This window comes from Pseudomonas sp. 13B_2.1_Bac1, assembly GCF_025466155.1.
Lineage (GTDB): Bacteria > Pseudomonadota > Gammaproteobacteria > Pseudomonadales > Pseudomonadaceae > Aquipseudomonas > Aquipseudomonas aylmerensis.
This window is the reverse complement of the sequence record NZ_JANLOH010000010.1, coordinates 48,338-62,925: the sequence shown is the minus strand read 5'-3', so window position 1 is coordinate 62,925 and position 14,588 is coordinate 48,338. Positions and strand designations below refer to the sequence as shown.

Genomic DNA, 14,588 nt, shown 5'->3' with positions numbered 1-14,588 from the left:
GCGCCAGACCTGTGGCGGGGGGGGATTGCCACCGGCTAAGCGATCCAAATGTGGGAGCCGGGCTTGCCCGCGATGACCATATAAGCACCCACAAAAAAGGGGCGATCAGATCGCCCCTTCTTGTCTTGCGCCGGCTGTCAGCCGCGACGACGCAGTGCGTCGATACGCTCTTCCAGCGGTGGGTGGCTCATGAACAGGCGAGCCATGCCCTGTTTGATGCCACCGTTGATGCCGAAGGCAGTCAGGCTGTCCGGCATATGCACCGGCAGGCCTTGTTCGGAGCGCAGGTGTTGCAGTGCTGCAATCATCGCCCCGGTACCGGCCAGGCGTGCACCGGCTTCGTCTGCACGGAACTCGCGTTTGCGCGAGAACCACATGGTGATCGCGCTGGCCAGGAAGCCCAGCACCACTTCAGCGAAGATCGTCGCCACGAAGTAGGCAATACCGCGGCCTTCTTCGTTCTTGAAGATCACCTTGTCGACAAAGTTGCCGATGATCCGCGCGAAGAACATCACGAAGGTGTTCACCACGCCCTGAACCAGCGCCAGGGTGACCATGTCACCGTTGGCGACGTGGCCGATCTCGTGGGCCAGCACGGCTTTCACTTCATCGTAGGAGAAGCGTTCGAGCATGCCCTGGCTCACAGCAACGAGTGCGTCGTTCTTGTTCCAGCCGGTGGCAAAGGCGTTGGCTTCATATGCCGGGAAAATCCCGACCTCGGGCATCTTGATCCCCGCCTCGCGGGACAGCTGCTCGACGGTTTGCAGCAACCATTGCTCATGCCGGGTGCGTGGCTGGGTGATGACCTGGGTGCTGGTGCTCATTTTCGCCATCCACTTGGAGATGAACAGCGAGAACAGCGAGCCGGCAAAACCAAAGACGGCACAGAAAACCAGCAGCTGATTGAGGTTCAGGTCAACCCCGTTGGCCGCCATGAACCCGTTGAAGCCGAAAAGGCTCAGGGTGATGCTGGCAATCAGCACGACCGCCAGGTTAGTGGCCAAGAACAGCAGGATGCGCATCATGGTTGTAGAGTTCTCCTCATGCTTAATATGTCGCGTACTGCGGGGTATATAAGGTGCGGCATGGGGTGATTCAACCGAGCGACTATTTCAAACTGTGTCCTACAGCCTGAATGTAGAGTCTTGAAGGGATTTTCCGGCTCGCTAGCCGCGGTTGGATCACTTCGCCGTTGCCTTGCAGCCCTGTAATTATAGGGTGCAAGTGCGAGAACGGGCGCCACAGGTGCCAAGGCTTAGGGCGCGGGTGGAGAAGTGTTGCCAGATACTCGCCGTACGACCGCATGTCGGTCGTACGGCGACATCTACCCTACTGGCGATAGGACTTGAGGAAGTTGCCGATGCGACCAATGGCCATGTCCAGGTCATCCACACGCGGCAGGGTCACCACACGGAAGTGATCCGGCCACGGCCAGTTGAACGCAGTGCCTTGCACCACCAGCAGCTTTTCCGACAGCAGCAGGTCGAGCACGAACTTCTCGTCGTTGAGGATCGGGCAGACCTTCGGGTCGATGCGTGGGAAAGCGTACAGCGCCCCCATGGGCTTCACGCAGCTCACGCCCGGGATCGCGTTGAGCAGTTCCCAGGTGCGGTTGCGCTGTTCCAGCAGGCGGCCCTGGGGCAGTACCAGGTCGTTGATGCTCTGGTAGCCGCCGAGGGCGGTCTGGATGGCGTGCTGGCTCGGCACGTTGGCACACAGGCGCATGTTGGCCAGCATGTCGATGCCTTCGATATAGCTCTGGGCGTTGTGCTTGGGCCCGGAAATGGCGATCCAGCCAGAACGGAAGCCCGCCACGCGATACGACTTGGACAGGCCGTTGAAGGTCAGGCACAGCAGGTCAGGTGCCAGCGACGCGGTGCACACGTGGACGGCGTCATCGTAGAGGATCTTGTCGTAGATCTCGTCGGAGAACACCACCAGGTTGTGCTGGCGCGCCAACTCGAGCATGCCCAGCAGCACTTCCTTGGAGTACACGGCGCCGGTGGGGTTGTTCGGGTTGATGATCACCAGGGCCTTGGTGTTGGGGGTGATCTTGGCCTTGATGTCGGCCAGGTCCGGGAACCAGTCGGCGCCTTCATCGCACAGGTAATGCACCGGGTGGCCGCCGGCCAGGGTCACCGCTGCCGTCCACAGCGGGTAGTCGGGTGCCGGCACCAGCACTTCATCACCGTTGTTGAGCAGCGCCTGCATGGACATCACGATCAGCTCGGACACGCCATTGCCCAGGTAGATGTCTTCAATACCGACGCCTTCGACCTGCTTCTGCTGGTAGTACTGCATCACCGCCTTGCGCGCGCTGAACAAGCCCTTGGAGTCGCTGTAGCCCTGGGCGGTGGGCAGGTTGCGGATCACGTCCTGGAGGATTTCGTCCGGCGCTTCGAAACCAAATGGCGCCGGGTTGCCAATGTTCAGCTTGAGGATGCGATGGCCTTCCTCTTCCAGGCGTTTGGCGTGCTTGAGCACTGGGCCGCGAATGTCGTAGCAGACGTTGGCGAGCTTGTTCGATTTGCTGACCTGCATGGCGATGTGATCCTGAAAATGAACGATCCAGACGGTGTGGACACTACCGTACTGCGAATCCTGCGGGGCCCGCACCCATAAATACGTTTGAATGCCGGTTGCGCGGGTGCCAGACTGGCGTTTTTGAAGAGGCGCAATCATACGTGCCGCCTGATCCATGGAAAAGACACAGATCAGGCTTTTTCAGTTGCCGAGGTGTACCGATGGATAAGTTGCAGAAAACCCTTGAAGAGTGGCGGGACATGCTCGATCCCGCGCAGTACCAGGTTTGCCGTCTCAAGGGCACCGAGCGTCCTTTCAGCGGCAAGTACAACGAAACCAAGACAGATGGCGTGTACCACTGTATCTGCTGCAACGAGCCCCTGTTCGATTCCACCACCAAGTTCGATTCCGGCTGCGGCTGGCCGAGCTTCTACGCGCCGATCGCCGAGAGCGCGATGGTCGAGATTCGCGATGTCAGCCACGGCATGATCCGCACGGAAGTTACCTGCGCCAAGTGCGATGCGCACCTGGGCCACGTGTTCCCGGACGGCCCGCCGCCGACCGGCTTGCGTTACTGCATCAACTCGGTGTGCCTGGACCTGGTCCCGCGCTGAGCGATATAGGCCAACGTAAACTCCCTGTAGTCGTACGGCTTGCCGGCGATGGCATCCTTCAGATCGCTATCGCCGCAAGCCGGGCTCCTGCAGGGAAAAGGTGATAGTGGGGTATCAATGCCGCCAATTAAATTGCACGCAATTTAATTGCCTACTATGTTTACCTTCTTTTCTCCCGATCGAGGCACTGCCATGAGCGACAACCTGCTGAGCATTCCGTGCACCACCATCAAGGGGGAGCAAAAGACCTTGGCCGATTTCTCCGGCAAGGCCATCCTGGTGGTCAACACCGCCAGCAAGTGTGGCTTCACCCCGCAGTACAAGGGCCTGGAGCAGCTCTGGCAGCAGTACAAGGACCAGGGCCTGGTGGTGCTGGGCTTTCCCTGCAACCAGTTCGGCAAGCAGGAGCCGGGCAACGAAGGCGCGATTTCCGAATTCTGCGAGCTGAACTACGGCGTCAGCTTCCCACTGTTCAAGAAAATCGACGTGAACGGTACTGAGGCCCATCCTCTGTTCGTGCAACTGAAAAAACAGGCGCCGGGCCTGCTGGGGTCCAAGGGGATCAAGTGGAACTTCACCAAGTTCCTGATTGGCCGCGACGGCCAGGTGGTCAAGCGCTTTGCCCCGACGACCAAGCCGCAGGACCTCACCCAAGAGATTGAAGCCCTGCTCAAATGACCGACCTGCCTACCGTGTCCCTGGCCCTGGACGATCAGTTGTGTTTCAAGCTGTATGCCGCCTCCCGGGCCGTGACCCGCGCTTATAAGCCGATGCTGGATCAGCTTGGCCTGACCTACCCGCAATATGTGGTGATGCTGGTGCTGTGGGAATGGCACGAAGTGGCTCCGGCGCAACCGACGGTCAAGGCCCTGGGTGAGCGCCTGATGCTCGACTCGGGCACGCTGACGCCGCTGCTCAAGCGCCTTGAGCAGCTCAAGTGGGTCAGGCGCCAGCGCAGCGCCAGGGACGAGCGCGAAGTGCACCTCAGCCTCAGTGATGACGGTGTGCACCTGCGCGACCAGGCCCATGGCCTCAAGACCCGATTGTTATGTGACAGCGGCATCGACCTGAACCAGGCCGATGCCTTGCGCCACGGCCTGGACCAGTTGCTTGGGCAGATCAGAGACTTGTCGTCGTCGGCACCCACAGGTCCAGCAGGCCCTTGAGTTCTTCGCGGCGAAACGGCTTGGCCAGGTAGTCATTCATGCCCGCTGCCCGGCAACGCTCGCGCTCTTCGGAGAGGGCGTTGGCGGTCAGCGCGACAATCGGCAGGTCCGGCCAGCGTCCGCTTTGGCGGATCTGCCGGCTGGCCTCATAGCCATCCATAACCGGCATGTTGCAGTCCATCAGCACCAGGTCGAAGCGTTGCTCCTCGAGGAACTTGAGCGCTTCGCCACCATGGGCGGCCACGACTACTTCGCACCCCAGCTTGCTCAACATGCCCTTGGCGACCAGTTGGTTGACCGGGTTGTCCTCCACCAGCAGGATGCGCGCCCGGTGTGCCAGGGGCGCCGCTTCCAATTGGAGGGGGTCGAGGATCAGTTGCGGGTCGCTGCGTAAATTGCGCTGCAGGATCTGGTACAACGCATTGCGGCTCAAGGGGCGCGCCTGTTGCTGCAAGGGCGCCAGCGCCGCCACTTCTTCGCTGGGCATGAAATTGCCATAGGCGGTCACCAGCAGGATCGGTGCGGTAATGGCAGGCCGCAGGCGGAACAGGCATTCCGGACAATCGGTGATCAGCAGGTCCGGGGAGAGGCCACTCAAATCCTCGTCCTGCGAGTAGCAGCGGGGTGTCAGCCCCCAATGCGGCAGCAAGGTGCTGAGCAGTTCCGTCAGGCCACTGCCGGCGCTGGTTATGGCGATGACCTCACCCGCCAGCGGCGCCTGTTGCACGGCGGGCAAATGCAGCGGCAGCGGCAGTTCGGCGCAGAACTGGCTGCCAAAGCCGACCTCCGAACTGATGCTCAGACGGCCTTTCATGGCTTCGCACAGGTTGTGCGTCAACGCCAGGCCCAGCCCCGTGCCGCCAAACTGGCGGGTGATGCCCGCGCCGGCTTGGGTGAAGGGCTGGAAGATTTTCACCTGGGCTTCCTGCGCAATGCCGATACCGGTATCACACACTTCGATGCGCACCCGGCCATTCAGGGCGCTGAGGCGCACATCCACGCGACCGAAACGGGTGAACTTCAACGCATTCGACAGCAAGTTGCTGACGATCTGCCGCACGCGCGTCGGGTCGCCCAGCACCTGGGCGGGAAACTGCGGGTCGATCAGGCAGGTCAGCTCGACGCTGGGCGCGGCGTTCTGCGACAGCAGGTTGGCCGTGTCTTCGACCAGCGAGCCGAGGTCGAACGGGATCACCTCCAGCTCCAACTGGCCGGCGTCGAACTTGGACAGGTCGAGGATATCGTTGAGCAACTCCACCAGCACCTTGCCCGAGTCATGGGCGATCGACAGTTGCTGGCGCTGCTCGGCGTTCAGCGAGCTGTCCAGTGACAGCGCGATCATCCCCAGCAGCCCATTGAGCGGGGTGCGGATTTCATGGCTCATGTTCGCCAGAAACGCCGCGCGGGCCTGGGCCATGCCCAGGGCGGTCATCTTCGCCGCTTCCAATTCTTCGTTGGACTGGCTCAGGCGCTGGTTGCTCGCCTTGAGTTCAAGGGTGCGCGCGGAGACGATGTTTTCCAGTTGCCCCAAGTATTCGGTCAGCCGGTCTTCGGCATGCCGGCGTTGCTGGATCTCCGTCTCCATGTTTTCAAATTGCTGGTTGGCCACGCTGACCAGCACACCGATCTCGTCGTGTTCATGCCCGGCTGGGCAGTCCAGGCGGGCGTGCCGGCGGTTGCTCAGCTCGCGAATGACGCGTACCAGTGGCTGGGTCAGCATCACGTAGAAGAGGGCCAGGAGAATGCCGGTCAGCAGCAGGCTACGGGCAAACCCGTTGAGCAGGGTGATCTCGGCCCGGTGCAGGAAACGGCTGCCGAAAGCGTAGGTGTCCACGTCCAGGCGCAGCACGCCGAGGGATTCGTTGGGCATATGGCTCAGGTACAGCCGGTCTTCGAACTGACGGTTGGCGCCAAACAGGAAATCGCTGATGGGGCGGTAGGGGCTTTCCTTGCGCGGCCGCTCGACATCGGCCAGTACCACGCCGTTGTTGTCGATCAACTGCGCGTGAATGATCGCGGGGGAGTGCAAGAGGCCCAGGGTCAGTTCCTGGGCCAGTTCGGCATCGATGTTGTAGGCGATACGCGACGCGGGGTTATGGCTGATTTCGATCAGCGAGCGTATTTCACGGTTGATGGATGCGTCTTCGCTGGCATAATCAATGCCGATTTGGATCAGGCTGAGCAAGGTTCCCAAGACGAAACCGACCAGCACAGTCAATCTGGCTTGTTTATAAGACAAGCGGTGGGCGAACTTGATATCCATCGAGTGTTGAACCACTTCACGTTTCCCTTCGCCCGGCAAGCATAGCTGAACATCCACAGGCTCTGGCTTGCCGGCATGAATCGTTTTTTACGCGGCCTCGTGCGATCCGCCGCAGGGTTGCCAATACGCCATCTTTTGCAAGAACTTGCCAGAGGAATAATCGTGGATTCTCGACTGAATGCTTTTCTTGAGCGGGCCGACGCAGTGCTCGCCCGCCTTGAACCCTTGTTGCCCGCGCCACGCCAAGCCATCGACTGGAACCAATGCCTTGCCGCCCGTTGGCAGCGTGAAGGTCGCACCGGTTTCCTGTTGCCGCTGGAGGTGAGCCTGGACATGCGCCTGTCCGACCTGATCGGCGTGGACAAGCAACGCGAACAACTGGCCCGCAACACCCAGCAATTCATTGATGGCCTGCCAGCCAACCACGCGCTGCTGTGGGGTTCGCGCGGCACCGGCAAATCGTCGATGGTGCGTGCCTTGCTGGCCCAGCATGCCAAGGCCGGCCTGCGCCTGATCGAAATTGAGCGCGATCACCTGGCCGACCTGCCACGGGTGGTCGAGCAACTGGTCAAGCTGCCGCAGCGCTTTATCCTGTTCTGTGACGACCTGTCGTTCGAGGCCGGCGAGGGCGATTATCGCGTACTCAAGAGTGTGCTGGACGGCTCGCTGGAACAGGCACCGGAAAACGTGCTGCTGTATGCCACGTCCAACCGTCGCCACCTGGTACCGGAAAACCAGAGTGACAACGACAACTGGAAACGCGTGGACGGTGAGCTGCATCCGAGCGAGGCGGTGGAAGACAAGATTGCCTTGTCCGACCGTTTTGGTCTGTGGCTGTCGTTCTACCCGTTCACGCAAGAGCATTTCCTGGATGTGGTCGAGCACTGGATCGGCGAGCTGGCGAACAAAGCCGGTTTGCAGTGGCAGCGCGATGAGGCGCTCGACATCCTCGCCGTTCGCTGGGCAACCGGGCGCGGCAACCGCAATGGCCGCTGCGCGTACCAATTTGCCCGTTACTGGGTAGGCCTCAAACTGCTGGAGCGTCAGCCATGATCGATCTACAACACGCCGGCACCGGCCTCGACGGCTACGCGATGCTGTGTGCGCAGCTGGAATCGCTGCTCGCCGATGAGCGCGATTTCATCGCCAACAGTGCGCAGTTTTCGGCGTTTCTGTTTAACCAGCTGGACGACTTGAACTGGGCCGGCTTTTACCTCAACCGCAATGAAGAGCTGGTGCTGGGGCCGTTCCAGGGGCAGATCGCGTGTGTGCGTATTCCGTTCGGTCGTGGGGTGTGCGGGGCGGCGGCGGCGTCGCGCCAGACCCAGCGCGTCGAGGATGTACACGCGTTTCCCGGGCATATTGCCTGTGACAGCGCCTCCAACAGCGAGTTGGTGGTGCCGCTGGTCAAGGACGACAGGCTGATTGGCGTCCTCGACCTCGACAGCCCGTCCCTGGCACGCTTTACCGAGCAGGACCAGGCGGGTATCGAACAGCTGGCGGCGATCTTCCTGCGCTTGACCGACTGCTGATCAACGAGGGGGCGGATGCCGCCCCCTTATTGACTCTCCAGCTCTTGCAACTGCACCTGCAGCAGCCGTTCCAGCTCCAGCATCAGTTTTTCCAGGGTTTTCACCTGCGTGTCGATCAGGGGCCGGTCAGCATCCCGCGCGCACACCTGTTCGAGGCTTTCGCACTGCGAAGCCAGCGTTCGGGCTTGAACGATGCGGGCAGCGCCCTTGATCTTGTGTGCCTGTTCGCTGATGTCCCGGGAGGAAGCCTGGGCGGCTATCAAGGCGAGCAATTCCTGGCGATCGCGACGACTGCTGCTCAGCAACTCCTCCAGCAGGCGTCGACTCATCTGCGGATCGCCGCCGGTCAAGGCCTCGAAATTACCCAGGTCCAGGATCAGGCCGGCCGAGCGCGGACTGATCTGCGCCAGTTGCCGCTCCAGCGCGGTAAGGCTGATGGGTTTGAACAGGCAATCGTTCATGCCTGCCTGGGCGCAGCGCTGCTTCTCCTCGGGTTGGGCGTTGGCGGTAAAGCCCAGTACGACACAGGGCGTCAGTTGCTCGCGCTGCTCGTACTCGCGGATCGAGCGGCTCAACTCGTAGCCATTCATGATGGGCATGTTGCAGTCGGCTATCACCAGGTCGAAGTGCTCCTGGCGCCAGGCCTGGAAACCGGCCGAGCCGTTGTGGGCGGCGGTGAACTGGTGGCCCAGGTAGCCGAGCTGCTGGCACATCAACAGCCGGTTCGCCGGGTGATCGTCCACCACCAGGACATTCAGCACAGGCGCCGTCGCGGGGGCCTCGGGCTTGAATTCGTCCACCGCCAGCACCGGCTGCAGGCGCGTCATCTTCAGGTTGACGTACACCTGGGTGCCGACCATCGGCACGCTGCTCAGGCTCAGTTGGCCGCCCATCATCGCGCACAGGCTGCGGCAGATTACCAACCCCAGGCCCGCGCCGCTCCTGGCCAGGTGCCCGGAGTTGTCGGCCTGGGCAAAGGGTTCGAACAGGCGCATCTGATCGTCACGGCTGATGCCGATGCCGGTGTCTTCGACCACCAGTTTCATCTCGATCTGCTGCGGCAGTTGGGTGGGTAACACCTCGACCTTGATCTTTACCTGGCCTTGCTCGGTGAACTTGATCGCGTTGCTGACCAGGTTGGACAGCACCTGCTTGAAGCGTAACGGGTCGATCAAGACTTCGGTGGCGTCCAGCTCGGGCTTGAACTCCAGCAACAGGCTGAGGGTTTTCTGCCGGGCGAGGCCATCAAACACGCGTACCACCGACTCGATCACTTCCCGCAGGTTGACGCGTTCGGGCGCCAGGCTCAGGCGGCCGGATTCGATACGGGCGATATCGAGGATATCGCCGATCAGCTCCAGCAGGTCCTTGGCCGAGTTGTACGCCACTTCGATGGCCGGGCGATCGAGATGACCCTGGTCGGCTCGCTTGAGGGTCAGTTCGAGCATGCCGATCACAGCGTTCATCGGCGTGCGGATTTCGTGGCTCATGGTCGCGAGGAAGGTGCTCTTGGCCCGGTTGGCTTCGTCGGCACGCTCCTTGGCGGCGCGCAGTTCGTCGAACAACTGGCGTCGTTCGCTGATGTCGATCCAGCCGCCGATGATGCCTTGGACCTCGCCGACGGAGTCGCGGTACGGCAGGATCCAGTGGTAGATCGTCAGTTTTTTCCCGCGAATGTGCAGGGCGCGGTCGAGGATCAGCGGGTTGCCTTCGGACACCACGCGTTTGTAGTCGGCATGGTATTGCGCCGCCTCCGCCGCCATGGCCGTGCTGATCTGCAGCGCGCTTTTGCCGATCACCTCCTCGCGCTTGACGTCGAACACCTGCAGGTAACTATCGTTGCAGGTCTGCAGCAGGCCCTTGCGGTCGCGGACGTAGATCGGGTGCGGGGTCTCGTTGACCAGCGCACGCATGAACTCGAACTGATCATTGAGCGCGCGCTCCGCCATCCTGCGGTGCTTGATCTGGCGGCGCATATAGGCGTTCCAGCCCAGGGAAATCAGCAATAGCAGGCCGGTGCCGAAGATGATGCGGGCAATCAGTTGATGGTAGTCGCGCCAGTAACTGTCGGAGGCCGCGGTATAGCCGCGCCAGCGACTGTTGATCACCCCCAGCTCATCCGGGGCGATGCTCAGCAGGGCCTTGTCGAGAATCGAGGTGAGTTCGGTAGCCCTGCGTGCTGTCGCCAGCGCATAAGTGGCGGGGGTGGTGCCGATGCTGGAACTGATTTGAAGCTTGTCCTGGAACATCGGCGAAGACAGGAAGTAATTGGCGACCACCAAGGTATTCACTGCACCGTCCACGTTGCCCTGTACCAGCAATTCGGTCGACTTGAAGGTGTCGCCGGTTTCTACCAGCTGGATCCTGGGAAAGTTGTCGCGCAGGAAAGCTATCAACGGGCTGCCCTGGGTCACCGACAGCCGCTTGCCTTGCATTTCCTCAAGACCGTTGGGGGCCTGGTCATCCTTGCGCGTCAACATGACGTAGGAGTTTTCCAGGTAGGGGCGACTGAAGTTCAACTGGGCTTCGCGCTCGACGCTGGGGATGACCGCCCCGATGATATCGGCCTTGCCCGCCTCGACCTTATTGATCATCACGTTCACATCACGCTCGCGCTGGACGTCGAAGCGCAAGCCGGTGCGCAGGCGAATCAGTTCCAGCAAGTCGGCGGCGATGCCGCGAAAATTCCCGTCGGTGTCAAAAAACGTCAGCGGTGCAAAAGTTTCGTTCACGATCACCTTGACCACCGGGTTGTCCCGCAGCCAGCGTTCTTCGCGCAAGGTCAGTTGCAGTTTCTGGTCGGTCAGCAGGATGTCGCTGCCGGCGCTCCAGCGCTTGGCGATTGTTTCGCGTTCGCTGGTGGGCACGGCGCGCAAGACTTCGTCGACGATGCTCAACAGGGTGTCCTGGTGCTGGGGCATCGCGAAGCTGAACCCATAGGCTTCATGCTTGCCGAAGTTCGCCATGCGCACGTTCTTCAGGTAGCCCTTGTTGATCATGTAATGCGTGGAAATGGTATCGCCGAGAAAAACGTCGGCCTGTTCGAAGGCTACCGCGTTCAACGCATTCTGATACGAGGGGTAGGCACGGATGATCGCCTTGGGGTACAGCTTTTCCACCTCACCCAGGGGCAGGTAGTGGTAGACCAGTGCCAGGCGCATTCCGGCCAGGCCCTCGCTGAGGCTACGGGTTTCGCTTTCGCGGGTTACCAGCACCGGCCGGTCCACGGCATATGGCTCTGACAATGTCAGGTGGGGGTTTGCCGCCTCAAAGCTGTTGGAGGAGCCCAGCAAGTCGATCTCCCCGGTTTCAAGGGCGCTGATCGCGGCCTCTCGGGAGGGATAGCGCAGGACCTTGACCGGCAGGGCCAGCGCCTTGGCGAGCAGGCCGGCGTAGTCGGCGGTGAGTCCCTCATAGTCGCGCCCACTGGACGTGAGATCGAAGGGCGGGTAGTCAGGGAAAGCGGTGCCCAGCACCAACTCGCGTTTGTTCTGTAGCCATTGGCGTTGGACTTTGTTCAGGCGGTTTTCCAGTGGTACGTAGCTCGCGCGGCTCAGCAGGTTGAAATGTTCCGGGCCAGTTTGAGGGGTTGCGGGCACGGCGGCGCTGAAGCACAAGCCGGCACTCAATATAATCAGATAGTCCTTTATACACCTGGGCATCCGTTTTCTCACACTAGCGCGTTTCGTTTTGCCATCTCGATAAGTTCTACCAAGGACTTGGCTTGAAGTTTCTGCATCAGCCTCTTTTTATAAGTACTTACAGTTTTATTGCTCAGGAACATACCCTTGGCTATTTCCTTATTGGTGCGGCCTTGTGCAAAAAGTTGCAATACCATCAACTCGCGATCGTTGACTGCCTTGAACAGTTCAAGCTCCTGGGTATCCACGCCGTCTGCACCGTGGGAGTTCAAGGCCTGGCTGGGAAAGTAGTTGTAGCCGGACAATACGGCGCGAATGGCGCTCAGCAGTTCGCTCAGGTCGCCTTCCTTGCACACGTAGCCGTCGGCACCCGAGCGCATGCAGCGCGTAGCGAACAGGGTGGGGGATTGGGCGGTCAAAACCAGGGTTTTCATCGAGGTATTCATGGCGTTGAATCGGCACAGCACCTCGAGCCCATCGAGTTTCGGAATGCTGATGTCCAGGATGATCAGGTCCGGCAGGCATTCGCGGACCATTTGTATGGCGTCGCACCCGTTGTCCGTTTCGCCGACGACTTCGTAACCTTCGTGTTCCAGCAACATCCTGATGGCCAGCCTTATAACCGGGTGGTCATCGATAATAAAAACGGTGTTCATAATCACATTCCATGCAAGTGCAAATAAAGCGGGCACATTAGCTCAGAAGTTGAGGGGGGAGCATGAAGTCGAGGGGGCATAGATATAAAACAGGAAAGTTCCTACATTAAAAAAGGTAATAGCCTACTGGTCGCTAAGGCTTCGGGAATCGGGTGGTCAGCGTTTCAGCGGCGCGCTGCCCGAATCGTGATGCCGGGGATTTAACGGCCCTTATACGTGTGCTTTTCGACGGTTTATATGTTTTAAGTCCTACACGTTTAAGCGGGGCAATGAGTGGGTCAAACGTGAAAACTCATCTTTGTTCAACGGCTTTGATAAGTAGCCGAGTAAGGGCAGCCCACGCTCCCGGGCTTGCTCGTGCAGGGCGGATAATTCAGCTTCAGGTAACCCGCTGAGCAGGATGGCGGCGCTGATAAAACGCCGGCGGCTGGCGATTTCGATCAACTCGAGCCCCGGCAGATCCGGCAGGCACTGGTCGCAGAGGAGGATATCAAAAGGGTTGTCGGCCAGCGTCATCAGGCGGATCGCCTGTTCGGCGTTTTCCGCCGGGGTCAGTTGCTCGAAACCGAAACTCTTGAGCAGGCACTGGGTGGCGAGCAGCTGGAACGGATGGTCCTCCACCACCAGGATGCGTAGGGGGTAACTGGGCATAGAAGGCACACAGTGAGTCAAGCGTCGATGAGGGGGCACGTAGGAACGATTCGCCAGGTTGGCCCGGAGTGCGCGCGATTATTCCTCATGTGGTTGTGCGAATTCGATCAGGCCGCTCTGTTACCGTCGTAGGCAGATTCTGTTCAGGCAACAGGCGGCGTGATCGGCGGGGTTATTGGGGGCTGGAGCGTCCCGTCATCTCCCGCGCCATTTCGGTGGCATAGCTGTCGGTCATGCCGGCGATAAAGTCGATCATGCGCAGGAACGAAGCGTGCAACGGCCACGCAGGGTTCGGCGCGTTGTTGCCCAGCAGGTCGAGAATGCGCCGGTTCTTGAAGGACGGGGTCCGCCCGCCATGCTGCTCCAGGGCTGCGCCGCAAAAGGCGTTCAGGAGGATCTCCAGGGTGGTGTAGGCGCCGATCTCATGCAGGGTCTTGCGTTTGTCCTGGAAGATTTTCTTGCGCGCCATGTCCTTGGCATCCAGTACGCAGCGCTTGGCCGGGCCGTGCATGTGCTCGACGAGGTCGCCGGGCAAGGTGCCGGCCAACAGGGCGTCCTGCTGTTCGACGAAGGCTCGCGCCGCGGCATTGGTCAAATGCTCGATAGCCTTGCCGCGCAGAATCGCCAGCTTGCGCCGACGCGAGTCCTGGGAGCCCAGTTGCCGATAGGTCTGCGGCAGGTCGTCGCCCACCAGGTCGAGCAGCAGCGACTCGACCTCGGCGTATTCCAGCAACTCCATTTCCAGGCCGTCTTCCAGGTCGATCAAGGCGTAGCAGATGTCGTCCGCCGCTTCCATCAGGTAAACCAGCGGGTGACGCGCCCAGCGCTGTTCTTCGAGTTGCGGCAGGCCAAGCTTGTGGGCGATCTGTTCGAGGATCGGCAGTTCGCTCTGGTAGCAGCCGAACTTGTGCTTCTTGTAGCCCAGGGAGTCGGCGTGGCGGGCGGTCCAGGGGTATTTGAGGTAGGTGCCCAGGGTCGCGTAGGTCAGCCGCGTACCGCCGTCGAACTGGTGGTATTCAAGCTGGGTGAGCACGCGAAAGCCTTGGGCGTTGCCCTCGAAATTAAGGAAGTCATTGCGCTCGGCGGTGCTCATGTCATCCAGCCAGCCGCGTCCGGCAGCTTGCTGGAACCAGTGGCGGATGGCGTCTTCGCCGGAATGCCCGAACGGCGGGTTGCCGATGTCATGTGCCAGGCAGGCCGATTGCACGACCATGCCCAGGTCGCTCGGATCACACCAGTCGGGCAGGGCGCTGCGCAGGGTTTCACCGACGCGCATGCCGAGGGAGCGACCCACGCAGCTGACTTCCAGGGAATGGGTCAGGCGCGTGTGGATGTGGTCGTTGCTGGACACCGGGTGAACCTGGGTCTTGCGGCCGAGGCGGCGAAACGCGCCGGAAAATATAATTCGGTCGTGGTCTTTGTGAAACGGGCTGCGGCCCAATTCTTCCGGGCTGTGCAGGGGCTTTCCAAGACGTTCGCGGGTAAGCAGGGTGGGCCAATCCAAGGCGGGTACTCTCCGTACGGTGAATGTCCCTCCCAGCT

General features: G+C 60.8%; 12 protein-coding genes. 5 read left to right on the top strand and 7 right to left on the bottom strand.

Annotated features, from left to right (window positions below):
* Window positions 1-137: 137 nt before the first annotated feature.
* Window positions 138-1,025 carry a protease HtpX gene (gene htpX, locus NTD80_RS02530; RefSeq protein WP_034102803.1) on the bottom strand — a complete coding sequence of 296 codons (888 nt, stop codon included), beginning with the start codon at window positions 1,023-1,025 and terminating at the stop codon, window positions 138-140.
* Between the two features lie 304 nt (window positions 1,026-1,329).
* Window positions 1,330-2,541 carry a pyridoxal phosphate-dependent aminotransferase gene (locus NTD80_RS02525; RefSeq protein WP_016978462.1) on the bottom strand — a complete coding sequence of 404 codons (1,212 nt, stop codon included), beginning with the start codon at window positions 2,539-2,541 and terminating at the stop codon, window positions 1,330-1,332.
* A gap of 203 nt (window positions 2,542-2,744) precedes the next feature.
* On the opposite strand from NTD80_RS02525, the gene msrB reads away from it, so the two are divergent.
* The 3 genes from msrB (at window position 2,745) to NTD80_RS02510 (ending at window position 4,303) form a co-directional block, all read left to right on the top strand.
* Window positions 2,745-3,137 carry a peptide-methionine (R)-S-oxide reductase MsrB gene (gene msrB / locus NTD80_RS02520; RefSeq protein WP_065901686.1) on the top strand — a complete coding sequence of 131 codons (393 nt, stop codon included), beginning with the start codon at window positions 2,745-2,747 and terminating at the stop codon, window positions 3,135-3,137.
* Between the two features lie 192 nt (window positions 3,138-3,329).
* The gene (locus tag NTD80_RS02515) at window positions 3,330-3,815 is read left to right on the top strand and encodes a glutathione peroxidase (protein ID WP_262132024.1); all 486 of its coding nucleotides are present in this window, start codon (window positions 3,330-3,332) and stop codon (window positions 3,813-3,815) included.
* Complete coding sequence (locus tag NTD80_RS02510; protein ID WP_262132023.1) at window positions 3,812-4,303, top strand: MarR family winged helix-turn-helix transcriptional regulator; 492 nt, start codon at window positions 3,812-3,814, stop codon at window positions 4,301-4,303. The genes NTD80_RS02515 and NTD80_RS02510 overlap by 4 nt, the downstream gene beginning before the upstream one ends.
* On the opposite strand, the gene NTD80_RS02505 is transcribed toward NTD80_RS02510, so the two are convergent.
* A complete protein-coding gene (locus NTD80_RS02505; RefSeq protein ID WP_262132022.1) occupies window positions 4,257-6,566 on the bottom strand; it encodes a response regulator in 2,310 nt (769 codons plus the stop codon). The two genes, NTD80_RS02510 and NTD80_RS02505, sit on opposite strands and share 47 nt — an antisense overlap.
* A gap of 162 nt (window positions 6,567-6,728) precedes the next feature.
* On the opposite strand from NTD80_RS02505, the gene NTD80_RS02500 reads away from it, so the two are divergent.
* Window positions 6,729-7,619: an ATP-binding protein gene (locus tag NTD80_RS02500; protein WP_065901679.1), complete on the top strand. Its 891-nt coding sequence runs from the start codon at window positions 6,729-6,731 to the stop codon at window positions 7,617-7,619.
* A complete protein-coding gene (locus NTD80_RS02495; protein WP_106804729.1) occupies window positions 7,616-8,098 on the top strand; it encodes a GAF domain-containing protein in 483 nt (160 codons plus the stop codon). Before NTD80_RS02500 ends, NTD80_RS02495 begins: the two co-directional genes overlap by 4 nt.
* Before the next feature lie 26 nt (window positions 8,099-8,124).
* Here NTD80_RS02495 and NTD80_RS02490 read toward each other — a convergent pair whose 3' ends face one another.
* The 4 genes from NTD80_RS02490 to NTD80_RS02475 form a co-directional block, all read right to left on the bottom strand.
* Entirely contained in the window at window positions 8,125-11,760 is a 3,636-nt protein-coding gene (locus NTD80_RS02490) for a transporter substrate-binding domain-containing protein (protein ID WP_262132021.1), read from the bottom strand.
* 8 nt (window positions 11,761-11,768) lie between these two features.
* Complete coding sequence (locus NTD80_RS02485) at window positions 11,769-12,395, bottom strand: response regulator transcription factor (protein ID WP_065901673.1); 627 nt, start codon at window positions 12,393-12,395, stop codon at window positions 11,769-11,771.
* 249 nt (window positions 12,396-12,644) lie between these two features.
* A complete protein-coding gene (locus NTD80_RS02480; protein ID WP_262132019.1) occupies window positions 12,645-13,046 on the bottom strand; it encodes a response regulator in 402 nt (133 codons plus the stop codon).
* A gap of 172 nt (window positions 13,047-13,218) precedes the next feature.
* Window positions 13,219-14,550 (bottom strand): deoxyguanosinetriphosphate triphosphohydrolase, encoded by a 1,332-nt coding sequence (locus tag NTD80_RS02475; protein ID WP_065901669.1) that lies wholly within the window; start codon window positions 14,548-14,550, stop codon window positions 13,219-13,221.
* Window positions 14,551-14,588 lie beyond the last annotated feature (38 nt).